Origin of the sequence: Corynebacterium faecale (assembly GCF_030408735.1) — a bacterium.
GTDB lineage: Bacteria > Actinomycetota > Actinomycetes > Mycobacteriales > Mycobacteriaceae > Corynebacterium > Corynebacterium faecale.
The window spans coordinates 144,889-164,526 of record NZ_CP047204.1 but is presented as its reverse complement, the minus strand read 5'-3'; the positions used below and the strand labels follow the sequence as shown (position 1 = coordinate 164,526).

Genomic DNA, 19,638 nt, shown 5'->3' with positions numbered 1-19,638 from the left:
GTTTGTCCACCCGATGTGAAAGACTTCTATTCATGAAGAACTCCGCCGAACACCATGGGGCCGGGAAGGCTGACACCCCCAGGACGCAGACGCTGCCCACCTCCGGTGGGCACGGCAGCTCCGCCGTCCAGGTCCATGACTTCTACCCGGACCGGTTGGATAATGGCCGCACCGTGGTGTCCATCGTCCTGGCAGCGGTGGGAGCCTTTGTGTTCACACTCGTATCGTGGCTGGTGTTGAAGCAAACCAGTCTGCCGGCCTTCGGTTCCTCGATGGTCACGCGTGCATTGGCTTCAGCCACCATCGTGGTGGTGCTGATGATCCTGGGTGTCCTGATGTGGTTATGGATCCGCGATGAACATTTCGCCAGCTCTCGACAAAATGGCGGTGTTCTACAGAAGGTCCCCCGCCCGATGTGGCGCAGGGTGTTGACCTACCTCGTGGCCTATCTCAGCCCCGCGGCGCTCGTGGTGGCAGTGCTGGCCATCCCGCTGTCAGCCACCCGGCTCTACCTGGATGGCATCAGCGTTGATCAGGGCTTCCGCACCCAGTACCTGACCCGGTTGGCGGATGATATCGCCATCACCGACATGAACTATGTGGACATCCCCACCTACTACCCGCCGTTGTGGTTCTGGTTCGGTGGCCGTCTGGCCAATCTCCTGGATATCCCCGGGTGGGAAGTCTTCCAACCGTGGTCGATCATCTCCCTGGCCATCGGCGGTGCGGTGTTGGTTCCGGTGTGGCAGCGTCTGGTTGGTTCCCTGCCGGTGGCCACGGGCATCGCCATCGTCACCACCTGCGTGATCCTGGTGATGAGCCCGGATGAGCCCTATGCCGCGCTGGTCGCGATGGGGATCCCTGCCATGGTGGCCCTGACCCCGGGCATTCTCCGGGGCAAAAAGTTCGCGCTCATCGGCGGCATCCTGTTCCTGGGGTTCTCCGCCACGTTCTACACACTGTTCACGGCGGCCATCGCGTTGTCGGTCGTGGTGGTCACCGCGGTGGTGTTCCTGACTCTGAAACGAAGTTGGAAACCAGTGGTGTGGTTGACGGTGTTGGGGGTTGCGTCGATAAGCATCGCGCTGATCACCTGGGGCCCGTTCCTGCTCGCCAGCGCCGGGGGCGCGGAGCAAAGTGGTGATACCGCCATGCATTATCTGCCGATGGAGGGCACCCAGCTGCCGCTGCCGTTTCTCGCGCCGAGCATGCTCGGGCTGCTGAGCATCATTGGGCTGGTCTATCTGGTGGTGCGCCGTTCGGATCCGGTGGTGCAGTCCATGCAGATCGCGCTCATTGTGTTCTACGGCTGGATCATCGCCTCGATGATGAGCACGCTCCTTGGCTCCACCTTGCTGGGTTTCCGCCTGGATACCCTCGTGGTGCTGATGCTGACCACAGCAGGTGTGCTGGGGATCGCTGATTTCCTGCTGGCCGGGATCTACATGCTGTACCCCAACCGGATCACGCCGAGGGTGGCAAGCAACACCACCACCATCCTCATCGTGCTGGTGCTCGCGGGCGGTCTGAATTATGCCCAGAATATCCCGCAGCGCAATGCGCACGCGATCGACCTTGCCTATACGGATACGGACGGTTATGGCGAACGCGCGGACCTCTACCCGGCGGGGTCGGCGCAGTACTACGGTGAGATCGACGCGCATCTGCAGGAGGAGGGTTTTCACCCGTCTGACACCATCGTGCTCACCGATGAACTGAACTTCATGTCCTATAACCCCTATCGCGGTTTCCAGGCGTTCACCTCGCATTATGCGAATCCATTGGGGGAATTCGGCAAGCGCAATGCCACGATCGAAGGCTGGGCGGTGGAGAGCTGGGATGAGCTGTCGGACCCTGCTGATTTCGCCGCCGCGATCGACGGTTCCGAGTGGGCGGGCCCTGAGGTGTTCATCCTCCGGGGCGATGCGGAAGATGTGGGCCGGGGCGATGAGGGCCAGGGTGCGGCCGGCTGGAAATATGACCTCGCGGAGGACATCTACCCCAATAATCCGAATGTGCGTTTCCGGGGCGTGTTCTTCAATCCGCAGGTGTTTGTGGCCGATGGTGCCCCGTGGCAGGTCGAGCAGATCGGGCCGTTCGTGGTGGTGACGCGTGATGAGTGATACCTCACGTGACGGACGTGAAAGCGGAAGTTACCGCGCCCATACCGTAGACTCGTTGCCTGTGTCGGAAGTAGTTGTGTCGAAAAAAGAACAGGGTGCCGCGGGCTCCAGCCCGGTCGGCCGTCCCGTGAAGGTCGCGCCCGGATGGTTGAAGAAGCTCGCCATCGGCGCCGGTCTCCTGGGCATGTTGATGTTTGTGCTCACGCCGTTCATGCCGGTCAACCAGGTGCAGTCATCCTTGTCCTGGCCGCAGAACGAGGAGCTGTCCAGCATCAACGCCCCGTTGATCGCCTACGCTCCCCAGTCGCTTGATGCGACCATTCCGTTGTCGACGTTGGATAACCTCAACAACGGGCAGTCACTCATCTTCGGAACACTGCCGATGGACAGCACCGATGCCACGAACCGTGGCCTCTTTGTGCGCACCATCGACGGCAACCTGGATGTGGTGGTACGCGGCGAAGTCCTCCTGGACATCCCCGCCGCCGATGTCGGGGATCTGCCCGGCGGCGCGATCCTGGAGATCTCCTCTGGTGAGGAGAACACCACCGCCGAGATCACCGGGACCAGCTACTTCGGCGAGACCGAAGCTGACTCGCGGCCCCAGGTGACCGGCGTCTACACAGAGCTTGTCGACGACTCCCCGACCCACTCCTCCCTGGTGGCCGATGGCCTCACGGTGGATATGGAGGTCAATTCGCGCTACACCTCCTCACCGAGCGTGATCAAGTACATCGTGATGTGGACCGGCCTGCTGCTCACCGTGGTGGCGCTCTGGACCCTGCACCGCATGGACATCCTCGATGGACGCAAGGTCCACCGCTTCCTCCCAGCCAAGTGGTACCGGGTCAAACCCCTCGACGGTGTGGTTGCGTTCGTGCTGACATTCTGGCACTTCTTCGGCGCCAACACCTCCGATGACGGCTTCATCATGACCATGGCCAGGGTGTCCCACAACGCGGATTATATGGCCAACTACTACCGGTGGTTCGGTGTGCCCGAATCCCCCTTCGGCGCACCGTTCTACGACTTGCTGTCACTGATGGCCTATGTGTCCACGGCATCGATCTGGCTGCGCCTGCCGGCGTTGATCTCCGCATTCATCATCTGGTTCGTGCTCTCCCGTGAGGTGCTCCCGCGCCTGGGTGCCCGCATCGACGGCCGTCGCGTGGCCCACTGGTCCGCCGCCATGCTGTTCCTCGCGTTCTGGCTTCCCTACAACAACGGCCTGCGCCCCGAACCGATCATCGCCGCCACCGCGCTGCTGGCATGGGTGTCCTTCGAGCGATCCATCGCCTCCTCACGCCTACTGCCCGCTGCGATCGGCACCATCCTGGCCACCATCGCCCTCGGTGCCGGCCCCACCGGCCTCATCGCCGTGGCCGCCCTGCTGGTGAGCCTGTCCAGTCTGATCAGGATCCTGTACCGCCGTCTGCCACTGTTCAATGCTGGCCCCGGTGCCTCCAGGGGCTCGGTGTTCACCGGTGTCATGGCCATGCTGGCACCGTTTTTGGCCTCCGGCACAGCGATCCTCATCGCGGTGTTCGGTGACCAGACCTGGGCCACCGTGATGGAATCCATCGCCGTGCGCTCTGAAAAGGGCCCATCACTGAGCTGGTACAACGAGTACGTCCGCTACCAGACCCTGTTTGAACAGACCGTTGACGGCTCCTTCACCCGACGCTTCGGCGTGATCATGATGATCGCCTGCCTCGCGATCGTGGTCGCCTGCATCCTGCGTTACGGCCGCGTGCCGGGATCAGCCAGGGGCCCCGCACTGCGCCTGACCCTCGTGCTGTTCGGAACCATGTTCTTCATGATGTTCACCCCCACCAAGTGGACCCACCACTTCGGTGTGTACGCAGGCCTCGGCGCTGCGCTGGCCGGTCTGGCCGCTGTGGGGCTGTCTTATGTGGCGGTGAAATCACCACGCATGCGGACGATCTCCGTGGGTGTGTTCCTCTTCCTCTTCGCCTTCGCCCTGGCCGGCACCAACGGCTGGTGGTACACCTCCAGTTATTCAGTGCCCTGGTGGGACAAGACCATCCAGATCAACGGCATCGAAGCATCCACCGTGGTGATGATCATCGCCGTGCTCGTCCTGCTGGCGGGTGCCATCCAGTCCTTCGTCAAGGATGTGAAGGTGGCGCAGGCTGAAACCCAGCACACCATGGGAGAATTCCGTTCCGAGGAGGCTGCCAAGGTTGCCCGCGCCTCACGCTTCAAGGGTCTCCTGGCCTCCCCGATCGCCCTGATCTCAGCGGCGGTGGTGCTGGTATCCATGGGGTCCATGGGTAAGGCCTTCGCGGATCAGTATCCGAACTACAGCGTCGGCCTGGGTAATATCCGGGCACTCGGTGGACAGACCTGTGGCCTGGCCGCAGATGCCATGCTGGAGACCAACTCCAATGATTCCTTCCTGGCCCCGGTCAACTCCTCCCTCGGAGAATCCCTCGAGTCAGATACAGTCCGGGGCTTCAGTGCCTTCGGCATCCCGCCTTATATCAACCAGGACCAGGCCTCCACCACATCCGTGGGTGCGATCGCGGATTCCCTGGATGAAGACACCAGCGGTTCTGACGATGCCTCCGGCCAGGCAACCGGCACCACCGGTGGTCTGCGCGCTGATGTGGGCATCAACGGTTCCACCGCACGTCTGCCCTTCGATCTGGATTACACCCAGGTCCCTGTCGTGGGTTCCTGGACCGATGGCACCCAGGTCCCTGCTCAGATCACCACCGACTGGTACGAACTACCCGAGGCAACCGAGGAGGCACCGATCATTGTGGTGTCCGCCGCGGGTCGCGTGGAGCACTTCGATATCAACGGCATCCTTCAGTCCGGCCAGTCCGTGCTCCTGGAGTACGGCACGCTCAGTGCAGATGGTGAAGTCAGCGACATCGGCGAGCGGATGATGTACGACATCGGTCCCGAGCCTTCATGGCGCAATCTCCGTCTCCCGATCGATGCCCTCCCTGAAGAGGCGGATGTCATTCGTATCGTGGCCATCGATGACAACCTGGATCCAGACCAGTGGGTCGCCGTCACCCCACCACGCGTGCCGAACCTGGATTCCCTGGACAACATCATCGGATCCGAGGCTCCAGGTCTGCTTGACTGGGCTGTCGGTCTGCAGTTCCCCTGCCAGCGCACCTTCGATCACTACGCCGGCATCACCGAGATCCCTGAATACCGCATCTCCCCTGATCATGGCGGCAAGTCCACACTCAGCCCGTTCATGGACTGGGCCGGTGGTGGCGCGATGGGTACCGCAGAGGCAGTGAATGTCTCCTATGTGATCCCGTCCTACCTGAAGAATGACTGGGGCCGCGACTGGGGTTCCATCGAGCGTTATGAGCTCCGCACCAACTCCCGTGGTGAAACCCCCAACGTGGCAGAAGCCGAACTGGAAACCATCCAGCGATCCGGCCTCTGGAACCCGGGGAGCATGAAGGTGGATTAATCTTCGGAGATCCACATGGAGAGGGGGCAGGAAACCTGATGGTTCCTGCCCCCTTTTCCTGTTACTGATGTCGGTGAGAGAAATTTTTCCATCATGGGACCCCTTTTTATGGTTTATTCAGAGTCATGGGCGAATCAATTTCCTCCGACAGATACACTCCTCGACAGCGGACACGTTACCGTCAGCTGCTTATGGAGGACCTCGAGATCTTCGACCGCCACCTGCAGCGGTCCGACTTCGACGACCACGGTTCCATAGGGCTTGAGCTGGAGCTCAACCTGGTCGATTCCGCCATGCAGCCGGCCCTGCGTGGCGGTGAGGTACTCAAGCTTCTCGACGAGGAATACCAGTCCGAAATCGGCAACTTCAACGTCGAGCTCAATCATCCGCCCTTGTCGGTGAAACACGATGGTTTGAAGCGCCTGGAAGACGGCGTCAACCACCGTCTCTCCCGGGTCCGCGAGGCCGCTGCCTCCACCGGTGTGCAGGTCGCCATGATCGGGACGCTCCCCACCATCACACCTGAGTTCCTTTCCGACCCCGCCTGGATGACCCAGGAGAACCGGTACCGGGCACTGAGTAATGCGGTGATCGAATCCCGTGGAGAACTGGTCCATATCAACCTCTCCGACCGCGAACACGTCAGCGAAGAATTCAGCGACATCGCCCCCGAATCCACATGCACCTCGATGCAACTGCATCTCCAGCTCGCACCGAACCGCTTTGCCGCTGCATGGAACGCCTCACAGGCAGTCGCCGGAGTCCAGGTCGCACTCAGCGCCAACTCGCCGTTGTTCCTGGGTCGCCGGGTCTGGCATGAAAGCCGCATCCCGGTATTCCAGCAGGCGATCGACACACGGACATCCGAACTGGTCAACCAGGGTGTCCGCCCCCGCGTCTGGTTCGGCGAGCGCTGGATCACCAGTGTCTTCGACCTTTTCGAGGAAAACGTCCGCTACTTCTCCCCCCTCATCGCCGAGGATCGCGCTTTGGCGGGAACCCCCATCATGAAGGGTAACTCCCCGGCACTGCACTACCTCAACCTCCATAACGGAACCGTCTGGCGATGGAACCGGCCGATCTACGCCCCCGGTGAGGAACGGTCCCACCTCCGATTGGAAAACCGCCTCCTTCCAGCTGGCCCCACCACGGTGGACCTCGTGGCTGACGCGGCGTTCTACTATGGCATCGTCAAATACCTCGCAGAGGAAAACCGCCCGGTCTGGTCACGCCTCACCTTCCCTGATGCGGAGAAGAACTTCCAATCTGCTGCACGCTCGGGCCTGTTCGCCCGTATGACCTGGCCGACGATGGGACAGATCAATGTCGCTGACCTCGTCATTGAGCATCTTCTGCCCCAGGCTCGTGAAGGGCTCCGCCGTCTTGAGGTCGATGACTCCTCAGCGGATCATTACCTCGACATCATCCGCGACCGGGCAAAATCCCGCCAGAACGGCGCCACCTGGCAACTCCGGACCCTTAATAATCTCGAATCCCACCGGGGTCTTCCCGACTCGGATGCTCGTCGCGCTGCACTGGCCACCATGTTGGAGCTCTATCTGAAGAACCAGGCCACCGGCGAACCCGTGCACAGCTGGGAAATCGGCCACTAACGTCCTTCACCTAAAACTGGCGCCACCTCCATAAAGGGAATGGGGCCGGTTTATTCGTTGGGAACTCGGGCGCGGGCAAAACCGTACCAACTAGGCCGCGGCAAGGCCCACCCCGAGGCCAAACCCGCACCCTTGTGCACACCGCACACCTGCTCCCTGTGCCCGTCCAGTCCTAAACAGCCATCGGCAGATCACTCGGGGTCACGGCAACCGGCAGCGCAGTTTCGCCCATGAGGTCGGCGTCCACGGCGGCGGCACAGGCGCGTCCCTCGGCAATGGCCCAGACGATGAGGGACTGACCGCGGCCGTTGTCACCTGCGATATAGACGCGGGAGTTCGTGGGGCTCCGGTAACTAGAATCGCGGATCATCCGGCCTCGCGCATCGAAGCCAACTCCCAGTTCATGGGCCAGCCCGCCCTGTTCTGCGCCGCTGAAACCGAGGGCAACCAGGACCATGTCGGCGTCGAAGGGGAATTCGGTGCCCTCGATGGGTTCGCGTCGTCCGTTGACCACTTTGATCTGGCATCCGGTGAGACCAGTAACCCTGCCGTGGTCGTCGCCATGCAGGGAGACAGTGTTTACGGCGAACTTCCGCTCCCCCAACTCGGAACCTGCGGTGCGCTGACCTAAACCGAGGGTTTCAATATCGGCGACCGATTCATCGCCGCTCAACACATAGGAACCTTCTTCGTGGGCGGTGGCGGTGCGGAACTGGTTGGGGTACATCGGCCAGGGGGTATTCGCGTCCCGCACGAATGGTGCTTTGGGGCGGATATCGAACTGGGTCACGGAGGCAGCTCCTTGTCGCAAGGCGGTTCCGAAGCAGTCCGTTCCGGTGTCGCCACCACCGATGATCACCACTTTCTTTCCGCGGGCGTTTAAGGATGAGACAACAGAATCACCTTCGTTGCCCTTGTTCTGTGCGGTGAGATAGTCCATCGCGGGGTGCACACCGGCAAGGTTCGTTCCTTCCACTCCGAGGGGACGTGCGACAGGAGTGCCGGTTGCCAGCACCACGGCATCGAAAAAGGCTAGTTCAGCAGCTTTTGGGGAGACTCCGACGCGGAATTCGGTGCCCTCGGCACGCATCTGGTCCAGGCGTCGGTCGATCCAGCGGTTCTCCATCTTGTAGTCCGGCACGCCATAGCGCATCAGTCCACCGAGGCGGTCATCGCGTTCGAACACGGTCACGCGGTGCCCCGCGCGGGTCAGCTGTTGCGCGGCTGCGAGACCAGCCGGGCCGGATCCGACGACAGCGATGGTCAAACCGGTGTCCAGGGATGCCCGAACTGGCTCCACCCAGCCTTCCGCAAAGGCGCGTTCCACAATCGCCAATTCAACATTCTTGATGGTCACGGCATCATCGTTGATTCCCAGCACACAGGCACCCTCGCACGGCGCCGGACACAGACGTCCCGTGAATTCCGGGAAGTTGTTCGTGGCATGGAGGCGATCATAAGCCTCCTTCCACCGTCCTTCCCGCACCAGATCATTCCATTCCGGGATGATGTTTCCCAGCGGGCAACCTTCGTGGCAGAACGGCACACCGCAGTCCATGCATCGGGCGGCCTGCTCCTCGATCTGGCCTTCCGGGGCGGCCTCGTAGACCTCGCGGTAGTCCATCAGTCGAAGGGGCACGGGGCGGTGCGCTGGTTCCGCGCGGGAAAATTTCATGAATCCATGTGGGTCGGACATTAGTGGGCCTCCTCCATCGTCAGGGCGGACAGTAGTACTTTCTTATAATCGCGTGGCATGACTTTGACCAGGTCTTTTGCCCGTACTGGCGTGCTGGATCCGGTGAGTGCCGCGTGCCGGGCGATCAGGCGGTCGGCCCAGAGGGCCTCATCGGGACTGAGCTTTTCCACATCCACCAGTCCCCGATTGATCTTCTTCTCCAGATCAGGCTGATCCATCAGGTACGCGATGCCCCCGGACATTCCTGCCCCGAAGTTCTCACCGACTGGACCAAGCACCACCACGCGTCCGCCGGTCATGTATTCACAACCGTGGTTGCCGATGCCCTCCACCACGGCGGTGGCACCGGAGTTACGGACACAGAAACGCTCGCCGACCTCACCGCGGATGAACATCTCACCACTGGTGGCTCCATAACCGATGACGTTGCCGGCGATGATGTCCGGGTTGTTCTTCAGTTGCTTCGGGGCCTGAGCAGAGGGGCGGATGATGATACGCCCGCCGGAGAGTCCCTTGCCCACGAAGTCATTGGCATCACCGGTGAGATTGATGGTCATGCCTGCCGGAATGAAGGCTCCGAAGGAGTTTCCTGCGCAGCCGGTGAGGTTGAGGGTGAGGGTGTCGTCGATAAGCCCGGGCGCCCCGGCAGCCTGGGTGAGCGCGTTGCCCAGCATGGTCCCGACCGACCGGTGAACATTGCTGACCGTGGCAGTCAGTGTGGTGCGGGCGTCCTCGCCGGCGGCGGCGCGCGCGATGGTGTCGGCGGCCTGGGTGATGAACTGGTTGTCCAGGGCTGCATCCAGGCTGTGGTCCTGGGACCTGGTGCAACGGATGTCCTGGTCCGGAAAGTGGGGGGTCTCCGGCTTATGGAAGATCGGTGTGAGATCAAGGTGTGCAGCGCGGGAATCAGCACGGATATCGGTGCGTTTGCGCAGGACCTGGGATTGCCCGACCGCCTCGTCGATGCTGCGGAAACCAAGCTGGGCGAGGTATTCGCGGACTTCTTCGGCGAGGAAGGTGAAGAAGTTGACCACGTGCTCCGCCTTGCCGGTGAACTTCGCACGCAGGTCGGGGTTCTGCGTGGCGATGCCCACGGGGCAGGTGTCCAGGTGGCAGACGCGCATCATGATGCAGCCCTCCACCACCAGCGGGGCGGTGGCGAAACCGAATTCCTCGGCGCCCAGGAGCGCAGCGATAATGACATCACGGCCGGTTTTGAGCTGGCCATCGCATTGCACCCGGATGCGGTCGCGCAGACCGTTGAGCAGCAACGTCTGTTGGGTTTCTGCAAGGCCGAGCTCCCACGGACCGCCGGCGTGTTTGAGGGAGGTCAGCGGGGAGGCACCGGTACCGCCGTCATGGCCGGAGATGAGCACCACGTCGGCATGGGCCTTGGATACACCTGCGGCAACGGTACCCACGCCTTGCTCAGCCACCAGTTTCACGTGGATGCGTGCTCGTGGGTTGGCGTTTTTCAGATCATGAATGAGCTGGGCCAGATCCTCGATGGAGTAGATGTCGTGGTGCGGTGGCGGGGAAATGAGACCCACGCCCGGGGTGGTGATGCGAACCTCGGCGATCCAGGGATAGACCTTCTCCGGAGGCAGCTGACCGCCTTCACCGGGCTTGGCACCCTGGGCCATCTTGATCTGGATATCGGTGCAGTTATTCAGGTAGTGGCTGGTCACACCGAAACGGCCCGAAGCCACCTGCTTGATGGCGGAGCGCTTCCAATCACCATTGGGTTCCGGGGTGAAGCGGGCTGGGTCCTCCCCGCCCTCGCCGGAATTGGACATGCCACCCAGGCGGTTCATCGCGATAGCCAGGACTTCATGCGCCTCGGCGGAGATGGAGCCATAGGACATCGCACCGGTGGAAAAACGCCGCACGATCTCACTGACCGGTTCCACTTCCTCCACCGGGATTGGCTGGCGGTCGGTGCTGAATTCGAAGAGGCCACGGATGGTGCCCAGACGCTCAGATTGGCCGTCCACCTTGGCTGTGTAGTCCTTGAAAATGGAGTACTGGCCGGTGCGCGTGGCGTGCTGCAGTTTGAAGATGGTCTCGGGGTTGAACAGGTGGTATTCGCCTTCGCGGCGCCATTTGTACTCACCACCCAGGTCGAGTTCGCGGTGGGCGTGTTCCTCGGGCCGGGGCAGGAAGGCACTGCGGTGGCGGGCCTCCACATCGGCGGCGACCTCCTCCAAACCGATGCCAGAGATCGGTGAGGCCAGTCCCCCGAAGTAGTCATCCAGCAGGTTCTGGTGCAGTCCGGTGACGTCAGCGAGCTGCGCGCCACGGTAGGACGACACCGTGGCGATGCCCATCTTCGACATCACTTTGAGCACACCCGTGGTGGCGGCGGTGACATAATTACGGCAGGCCTCATCCAGATCCAACTCACCGAGTTGCCCCTTGAGACGCAGCTCATCGATGGTTTCAAAGGCCATATAGGGGTTGATGGCATCGGCACCGAAGCCGACCAGCATGGCCAGGTGATGGACCTCGCGGGCATCACCGGATTCCACCACCAGCGAGCACCGGGTGCGGGTGCGCTGCTGCACCAGGTACTGATGCACAGCGGAGGTGAGCAGCAGGGCCGGGATGGGGGCAAGCTGTTCATTGGATTCACGGTCAGAGAGCACGATGAGGCTCTTGCCCTGACGGATCGCCTCAGAAACCTCACGGCGCACACGTGCGATGGCGGCCTTCATTCCGGCGCCGTGGTGCGCGACCGGGTAGAGACCAGAGATGACGGCCGCGCCGAAATGCTCCCAGTCGCCATCATCGTCGGCGTGAATGAGGGTGGCCAGCTCATGGTTATCAATGATCGGTGATTCCAGGCGGATGCGCCGTGCTGCCTCCGGGCCCGGGTTCAGCACATCGGACTGCGCACCGAGCAGCGTGTACATGCTGGTCACGGGCTTCTCACGAATGGAATCCAGGGGTGGGTTGGTGACCTGGGCGAAACGTTGGGCAAAGAAGTCATAGAGCATCCGCGGACGCTGGGAGATCGCGGCGATCGGGGTATCAGACCCCATGGATCCGATGGCCTCTGTGCCGGTGCGCGCCATCGGCAGGATCAGCAGATCCACATCCTCCCCGGTGATCCCGAAGACACGTTGACGCAGCACCACGCGCTGATGTGGCATGTATTCATACCGGGTCTGCGGCAGGCCGGACAGGTGCACGAAGTTGCTGCGGATCCACTCTCCATAAGGCGCGCTGGCTTGCAGCCCGCGCTTGATTTCATCATCGGCGATGAGGCGGCCGGATGCGGTGTCGACAAGGAACATCTGGCCGGGCACCAGACGAGTGCGCTTAACGACGTCCTCTTCGTCCACATCCAATACCCCTGATTCCGAAGCCATCACCACGAGTCCGTCACTGGTGATGGTGATCCGTCCTGGGCGCAGACCATTGCGGTCCAGGACGGCTCCGACATAACGGCCATCGGTAAACGCCAGGGCAGCCGGCCCATCCCACGGTTCCATAAGGCAGGAGTGGTACTCGTAGAAGTCACGGAGTTCCTGGTTCATGGAGGTGCTGTGCTCCCACGGCTGGGGGATCATCATGGCGACGGCATGAGGGAGTTCGTACCCGCCGAGATGGAGGAGTTCGAGGGCTTCGTCGAAAAGCGCAGTGTCCGAGCCACCAGGCGAGCAGATGGGCAGCACCCGGTCGAGGGACCCCAGCACCTGGGAGTTGATGAGCGCCTCGCGGGCGCGCATCCAATTTTCATTGCCACGGACCGTGTTGATTTCGCCGTTGTGGGCGACCAGTCGGTACGGGTGCGCGAGTGGCCAGCTGGGGAAGGTGTTGGTGGAGAAACGGGAGTGAACCACTGCGATGGCGGATTCCATGCGCGGATCCTGGAGGTCGTGGAAGAAATTCTCCAATTGCTGCGTGGTGAGCATGCCCTTGTAGATCACCGTGCGCGCGGACAGCGAGGGGAAATAAGCGGTGGGACGATCGCCCAGGGTGCCGAGTTCGCGTTCGCAGCGTTTGCGGATGAAGAACATGACACGATCCAGGTCGATGCCGGATATGCCTGGAACCTCGAGGAAGATCTGGGAGAAACTCGGCATGGCATCGATGGCCATTTGCCCCAGACCACGGGGATCCACCGGCACGCTGCGCCATCCCAGAACGGTTGCACCTTCATCTTCGGCGATGCGGGTGATTTCCTTCTGGGCATCGAGCATGGCCATGCGAGCCTGCGGGAGGAAGGCGATTCCGGTGGCATACTGCCCTGGTTCCGGCAGGTCACAAGGGGCGATATCGCGATAGAAGGCATCGGGGATCTGCATGAGGATGCCGGCACCGTCGCCGGTGGTCTTCTCTGCGCCGGCGGCACCGCGGTGGTCCAATCGACGGAGCGCCTCGAGTGCATTGGCGACGATCCGACGACTGGTGCGGCCGTGAATATCCGCGACGAAGGCGACCCCACAGGAATCGTGTTCGAAGGCTGGGTTGTAGAGACCTTGTTTCTGCATGCTGTTCCCCCTAAGGGTTTCTATTAATCATTCGATAATAAGAAAAACAGGCGGGCAGGCAGCGGCGCAAGGGGTTTTTGAATTGTTTTCGATCGACCAATAGGAAAGAGGTGGTGACAGCCGGGCCCTATGACGCAAATCACAGGCTAAGGTGGGTCTGGACCGATGACATCCACCCCATCCCGGAGCCCATGAACCATGTCCAACTTTGAAGAAACCGCAGCCCGACTTGTCGCCGAAACCCATGAGGCGATCATCTACGCATCCCGCGACGGCATCATCCGCCTATGGAACGGTGGCGCGGAGGAGATGTTCGGATGGCCCGCCGGCGAGGCGATCGGCAAATCATTAGACATCATCATGCCCGAAAAGCACCGCGCCCCGCACTGGACCGGCTGGGATCGGGTCATGGATACCGGTGTGACAAAGTACGGCAGCGAACCCCTGAAAGTGCCCGGAATCAGAAAAGACGGCTCAAAGATCTCTTTGGAATTCTCCATCACCATGCTCAAGGACGAGGATGGAGAAATCGAAGGCGTTGCAGCATTTCTCCGCGATGTGTCGACAGCCTGGGAAGAGAAGAAATCCCTGCATATGCGCCTGCGGGAGCTGGAGCAGTCAGCGGAAAAATAGCTATCGAGAGGCCGCCCCCACCGGGAGAACAGATCCCCTGACGCAAAGCCGGTCTCCGCATGGCCGCCATCATTCGATGGCGGTTTCGTCTTTCCCGCCCCGGGTGTCCACCGGCAGGGCGGCGGGGGACGGTGGGGTGGTCGGGGCGTCGATAAGCGCAAGGTCCCGGGTAGTGGTGATCACGCCCGGTGCATAACCGTAGGTGCCGTCTGCGCGGGCATCGCGCCAGTTGCGCCAGATGAGATAAATGAACAGCGGGTACATGATCAGGGAGATCACGACGATATTGATGATGCTGGCGATGTTACTGTCCCACAACATGTTCCAGGCGAAGTGCAGGGCGAAGGCCACGAAGATCCAGGCGAGTGCGACACCCCATCGCCACGCTCTGGTTTTGTTGGCACGGAAGAAAGCGAGGGCGATGCCATACCCGGCGAATGCCGAAAGAATCGTGTGGATGAGCGGGCCGTACAACGTGCGGGAACCCCACATGAACAAAACGCCACCCACATCAGAATTCGCGTGAATCAGGGCACCCGTGACTCCATAGAGGAAATTCTCATTGACCTCGAAACCCAAACCCACCAATGCGCCCGTGACAAGACCATGCCACGGCCTGTTGAGCTGCCGGAACACTAACAAAATGATCGCGATACCCAACGACTTCACGATTTCCTCCGGGTAGGCACCCCCGAAACTCGCCATGAAGAAATCCCACCCCCACTTCCGGGTCAGATCAATGACGGCCTGGGCAGGCACCAGCAACAGAGCCGTTGATACGAACGCACCCCAGAGCAACGACGCCGCCACCCACTGCATGGTCGACCCGTGCCTGCGACGTTTCCGCCCCTCCCGCGTACGCCGGAACGACCGGAAATCTGGCCACAGAGGGGTCCTGCTGAGCGCCCAGATGACAATCACGAGATAGAGCACAGCGAACACCACACCCAGGACACCTGCGAGAGGCTCAAAGAATACTGTGCCCGCCAGGGTGAGGAAAATCACCGGAAGCGTCAGGACGGTCAGCACCCACAAGGTCACCGAGAACAGACGGCTCATGCTGTTTCCTCCTGCAGGTCGGTATCGAAATCGCCGAAACGGTTGTTGCGGTTGTCCGGGGCCACACCCTCCGGTTCATTGAGCAGATCCTCCCACGGCAGCTCATCCCAGGGCAGCTCACCGAAGGGACTGTCATTGAAGGGATCCTCCGATCCCTCCATTTCCAACGGGAACTCCTGCCCATAAGGCAACCCACGTTCTTTAGCCATACTCGACCAGATATGGGTGGCGTAATAATCATTGGAGAAACCGTTGATGATCGCCACCGCAGTCAGGTGCTCATAATCGCCTTCACCGCGCTGGCTCACAGCGACAATCGGCAGATTCACGAACTCCCCCACAGACTCCCCCGGCACGTACATCGCATGGGAACGACCATCCTCACTGCTCACAGCCGGAATATCATCCGAAACCTGAGTGGTGAGACCAGCCCGGACCATGCGGCGGAGAGAATTAGCAGGATCCTCCACATCCTCCACCATCATGGTGACCACCGTTGTATCGCCATTACATTCCCAGTACTTCATAAGCAGTTCATCGGTTGTCATCTCACACATCACCGGGGCGTCTGCCTCCGTGACGACCGGAACTTCCCATTCATAACCGAACGATCCAACGATTAATGGCTGATAGCTATTCCTTTGCTCCGGAACCACTGCATTGATACCCACCGGCAACAGGAGAAGTACGAGTGCCAATCCGATGATCGACCACCACAGACTCCCCCTCCCCACGGGTTTCAGCTGATACATGCCCTCTGTAGAACTCACGTTACAAAGGCTACCCGGTGAACTCGTAGCTGGGGTTTCCTGAATCGTATCCGATGGGCTTGCGGGAGCTCAGCGGGGCTTGGCGTGGCCGGGCGGAGCCGGGCGGGCAAAAGGGTACCGACTAGACGCCGGACAGGTCCTGTTGCCGGAGTAACCCGCACCCTTATGCACACGCGACAGGTAAAACGCCGCCGAAGCGGGGGTCCAACGGGGCCGGGCGGGAGCTTGGCGGGGCCGGGCGGGCAAAAGGGTACCAACTAGACGCCGGGCAAGTCCTACTGCCGGAGTAACCCGCACCCTTATGCACACGCGACAGGCCACCACCCCACTGCGCCTCCCACGGATAGGCGACTTGTCTAAAGTGGGCCGTATGAAAGATCTCTATCGTTATGTAAATGGTCCTTGGCTCGATACGCACGTCATCCCGGATGATCGCGCGGTGGATGGGACATTCCATAAGCTTCGTGATGATGCGGAGGAGGACGTCCATCAGATCGTGAGGGAGGATTCCGGGCGTGCGGGCGCGATTTATGCCTCGTTCATGGATGCAGAGACCATCGATGAGATTGGTGTCAAGGCCATCGATTCGGATCTGGACAGATTGTCAGTGGCCAATATCGATGAGTTCGCCACGGTTCTGGGTGAGCTTGACCGGGAGGGCGTGGGGGCGCCGATCGGTTACTGGGTGGAGAAGGGTTCCTCATCCAATGACGCGATTGCCTACATCATGCAGTCGGGTATCGGCCTGCCGGATGAGGCGTACTACCGTGATGAGTCCCATGCGGACACGCTGCAGAGTTACGGGGAGCATGTCGCCCGCATGCTGGGTCTTTTAGATCCGACCCGTCTGTTTGGTCTGGATGCGGATACTGCTGCGAAGCGCATCGTCGCCCTGGAAACAGAGATCGCCCGTGGGCACTGGGATGTGGTGAAGACCCGTGATGCGGTGGCCACCCATAATCCGATGGAGTTCGAGGAGGTGCCGAGTCGGGTCCGTGCGCTGCTGATCGGCTCGAATCTTCCTCAGGTGAAGCTGGTGAACATGATGCCGTCCTATACGGAGCATCTGAATAAGCTGCTCACGCCTGATCGTCTGGCGGATTGGCAGCTGTGGGCCACGTGGCATGTGCTGCGGAGTCGGGCAGGTCTGCTGTCTGAGGAGAGTTCGCAGGCAAACTTCGATTTCTATGGAACGAAGCTCTCGGGGGTGACCATGCAGAAGGATCGTTGGAAGCGGGCGATCGCCCTGGCGGAGAGGACGGTCGGTGAGGAGATAGGTAGGCGGTTCGTCGAAAAGCACTTTCCGCCAAGCAGCAAGGCGGAGATGCTCGAACTCGTCGATTATCTGGTCGCGGCCTACCGCGAGCGGATCAGCAGTCTTGCGTGGATGACGCCGGCGACGCGGGAGCGGGCGCTGGAAAAGCTCGAGAAGTTCAACGCGAAGATCGGTTACCCGGAGAAATGGCGTTCTTTTGAGGGGCTGGAGTTCAGTGCCAGCGGCGCGGATCTGGTGGAGAATGTACGGCGGGGTACTGCGTTCCGGCATGATTATGAGCTGAATAAGATCGGGAAACCCGCCGACCGGGAAGAGTGGGTGACCACCCCGCAGACGGTTAATGCCTTCTACAACCCGGTGGTTAATGACATCACCTTCCCCGCTGCGATTCTCCGGCCGCCGTTCTTCGATCCTGAGGCTGATGCCGCTGAGAACTTCGGTGCGATTGGTGCTGTCATCGGCCATGAGATCGGGCATGGTTTTGATGATCAGGGTAGCCAGTATGACGGCGACGGCAATCTGAATTCCTGGTGGACTGAGGAGGACCGGACGGAGTTCACGAAGCTCACCACCAAACTGATTGACCAGTTCGATGGCCTGGTTCCAGCGGTGTTGAAGAAGAATGACATCAAGACCACTGGTGTCAACGGCGCGTTCACTGTCGGTGAAAATATCGGTGACCTGGGCGGATTGGGTATCGCGGTGGTGGCTTATCGCAAATATCTGGCGGACAAGGGCCTGACATTTGAAACCTCCCCCGAGGCCCCGTTTGCTGCCGACGGTGCAGAGTCTGAGCTGGCCGACCGGAAGTTCAACGGTCTGCAGCGTCTCTTCCTGTCGTGGGCGCGTGTCTGGCGCACGGCGATCCGTCCGGAGATGGCCGTGCAGTATCTGGCGATCGATCCGCACTCCCCCGCGGAGTTCCGTTGCAACACCATCGCCGGCAATATTGCTGAGTTCTATGAGGCCTTTGATGTGCAGGAGGGTTCCGCGGTTTATATCAAGCCCGAGGACCGCATCGCAATCTGGTAAAGGCAAGCTTCGCTTACCCGGGCCCCCATCATTGTCTCATTCTCCCCACCACCTGAGTGGGGGGGGTGCTCTGGCATGACTTGGGGGATATCGGCATTCGCCAACACCGGTTCCGCCCAGAATGCCGGGGGATGAACCAATGTCTCCCTTTTCCCCTTCCACCAGCCAGCTCGGTCGCCCACGGGGGCCCGGTCGCCCATGGACAGTGGACGGGTCTTCCCGTCCGTGGAGATCACCGGCCAAGTAGAAGATGCCCTTGTCGATATGATGTTCAACCGGACCGAGGAGTCCCAGGGGCAGTATTCAGATGGGATATTCCGGAAACGGTTGCAGCTGGTCATGGTTGATCGTGAACTGCAGCAGGCCTACTGGGAAACACATATGGCGAATCGCCGCAGAGCTCTGGAAGATGCCCTGGATCTTGCCCGGGACCGCGGTGAAATCAGAGAAGACACCGATATCGAGGCTGCGCTCGATGCAATCTACGGTGTCTTCTACTATCAGATCGTTGTACGGGGCGAGCCCATTACGGGCGAGACCAAACAACGCTGTTTGAAGGCTTTCAACCTCATCTGGAGAGGCCTGGAATAACCCGTATTATTCCATCCAGTTGAACTCGGCGATGAGCAGTTCGCGATCCTTCTGTCCCGGGTGGGGTGCCACCAGGCGAAGGGCGGTGGCGCTGTGGCCGCGACCGGTGTGCTTGAATCCTGCCAGCACATGAGGGAGACGGAGGAGGAACTGGCGGCGACGCCCATTGACCTCGACGGTTCCCACGGCACGCTGGCGGGTGGATTCAGTCAGTTCTACGTCGGCAAGCTTGAGGTCGGTCTCGGTGCCAGTGCCGCGGATGTCCAGGTAAGGGCCAACGCCATCGTCGCGGGAGGCACCGTCATCACCGGTGAGGATGGTGCGGATGATCTCACGAACAGCCACAGGATCGCCGAGTGCGTTGGTCACCCAACGCTGGCCCAGGACGCCGTGTTCGATGGTGGAGAGCGTCTCCTCCGGATTGATTTCAGACGGGCGGTAGCTGAAGGGGATCTGCACGAGGCGCTCATCCAGATCAGTGGCTATCAGCACTTCAATGCCCACCTCCTCATCCACGGTATCGACCAGGCGGTAGCTTCCCTTGAGGGTCACCGAACCTGCCCAGTTACGGGCAACTTCATCCTTGGACGGAACGATGGTGGTGTCGTACATTTTGGCTACGCCGCTCATGGCACATCTCTCCAAATAAAGTGAGGAAAAGTATTTGTAGATCCAGACTACGCGTCGACACGGTTTGGGGGTGGGTGGAATTCAGGACGAACAGAGTCGGCGCAAACTCGGCGCAGAATCGGTGCAGACTCGGCGCAGACCCAATCAGCCCCAAGCAGAGAATCGGTGAAACCCAGGGGACACACAAGACTGATTGTGCATCAGGAGAGCACGGTCGACTGTGATATTGACCGTCCGCGGGACAATCCGTGCCCCC

The 19,638-nt window shown here is 60.9% G+C and carries 11 protein-coding genes; 6 read left to right on the top strand and 5 right to left on the bottom strand.

The window, feature by feature from the left end; translation table 11 throughout:
- Positions 1 to 32: 32 nt before the first annotated feature.
- The 3 genes from CFAEC_RS00725 (at position 33) to CFAEC_RS00715 (ending at position 7,199) form a co-directional block, all read left to right on the top strand.
- A complete protein-coding gene (locus tag CFAEC_RS00725; RefSeq protein ID WP_290277902.1) occupies positions 33 to 2,123 on the top strand; it encodes a galactan 5-O-arabinofuranosyltransferase in 2,091 nt (696 codons plus the stop codon).
- The gene (locus tag CFAEC_RS00720; RefSeq protein WP_290277899.1) at positions 2,116 to 5,586 is read left to right on the top strand and encodes an arabinosyltransferase domain-containing protein; all 3,471 of its coding nucleotides are present in this window, start codon (positions 2,116 to 2,118) and stop codon (positions 5,584 to 5,586) included. Before CFAEC_RS00725 ends, CFAEC_RS00720 begins: the two co-directional genes overlap by 8 nt.
- 125 nt (positions 5,587 to 5,711) lie before the next feature.
- Entirely contained in the window at positions 5,712 to 7,199 is a 1,488-nt protein-coding gene (locus CFAEC_RS00715) for a glutamate-cysteine ligase family protein (RefSeq protein WP_290277897.1), read from the top strand.
- A gap of 172 nt (positions 7,200 to 7,371) precedes the next feature.
- Here the strand turns inward: CFAEC_RS00715 and CFAEC_RS00710 are convergent, their stop codons facing one another.
- Both CFAEC_RS00710 and gltB read right to left on the bottom strand, forming a co-directional pair.
- Entirely contained in the window at positions 7,372 to 8,895 is a 1,524-nt protein-coding gene (locus CFAEC_RS00710; RefSeq protein ID WP_290277895.1) for a glutamate synthase subunit beta, read from the bottom strand.
- On the bottom strand, positions 8,895 to 13,391 hold the full coding sequence (gene gltB / locus CFAEC_RS00705) for a glutamate synthase large subunit (RefSeq protein WP_290277893.1): 4,497 nt from the start codon (positions 13,389 to 13,391) through the stop codon (positions 8,895 to 8,897). The genes CFAEC_RS00710 and gltB overlap by 1 nt, the downstream gene beginning before the upstream one ends.
- Before the next feature lie 198 nt (positions 13,392 to 13,589).
- Here gltB and CFAEC_RS00700 point away from each other — a divergent pair, with 198 nt between their 5' ends.
- Positions 13,590 to 14,024 carry a PAS domain-containing protein gene (locus tag CFAEC_RS00700; protein ID WP_290277891.1) on the top strand — a complete coding sequence of 145 codons (435 nt, stop codon included), beginning with the start codon at positions 13,590 to 13,592 and terminating at the stop codon, positions 14,022 to 14,024.
- A gap of 69 nt (positions 14,025 to 14,093) precedes the next feature.
- On the opposite strand, the gene CFAEC_RS00695 is transcribed toward CFAEC_RS00700, so the two are convergent.
- Together CFAEC_RS00695 and CFAEC_RS00690 are read right to left on the bottom strand one after the other, a co-directional pair.
- A complete protein-coding gene (locus CFAEC_RS00695; RefSeq protein ID WP_290277890.1) occupies positions 14,094 to 15,083 on the bottom strand; it encodes a PrsW family intramembrane metalloprotease in 990 nt (329 codons plus the stop codon).
- Positions 15,080 to 15,853, bottom strand: a complete 774-nt coding sequence (locus CFAEC_RS00690) for a hypothetical protein (RefSeq protein ID WP_290277887.1) — start codon at positions 15,851 to 15,853, stop codon at positions 15,080 to 15,082. The genes CFAEC_RS00695 and CFAEC_RS00690 overlap by 4 nt, the downstream gene beginning before the upstream one ends.
- A gap of 370 nt (positions 15,854 to 16,223) precedes the next feature.
- On the opposite strand from CFAEC_RS00690, the gene CFAEC_RS00685 reads away from it, so the two are divergent.
- Both CFAEC_RS00685 and CFAEC_RS00680 read left to right on the top strand, forming a co-directional pair.
- The gene (locus CFAEC_RS00685) at positions 16,224 to 18,161 is read left to right on the top strand and encodes a M13 family metallopeptidase (RefSeq protein WP_290277885.1); all 1,938 of its coding nucleotides are present in this window, start codon (positions 16,224 to 16,226) and stop codon (positions 18,159 to 18,161) included.
- Between the two features lie 198 nt (positions 18,162 to 18,359).
- Positions 18,360 to 18,752: a TetR-like C-terminal domain-containing protein gene (locus CFAEC_RS00680; RefSeq protein WP_290277883.1), complete on the top strand. Its 393-nt coding sequence runs from the start codon at positions 18,360 to 18,362 to the stop codon at positions 18,750 to 18,752.
- 6 nt (positions 18,753 to 18,758) lie between these two features.
- Here CFAEC_RS00680 and CFAEC_RS00675 read toward each other — a convergent pair whose 3' ends face one another.
- Complete coding sequence (locus tag CFAEC_RS00675; protein WP_290277881.1) at positions 18,759 to 19,382, bottom strand: CG0192 family protein; 624 nt, start codon at positions 19,380 to 19,382, stop codon at positions 18,759 to 18,761.
- Positions 19,383 to 19,638 lie beyond the last annotated feature (256 nt).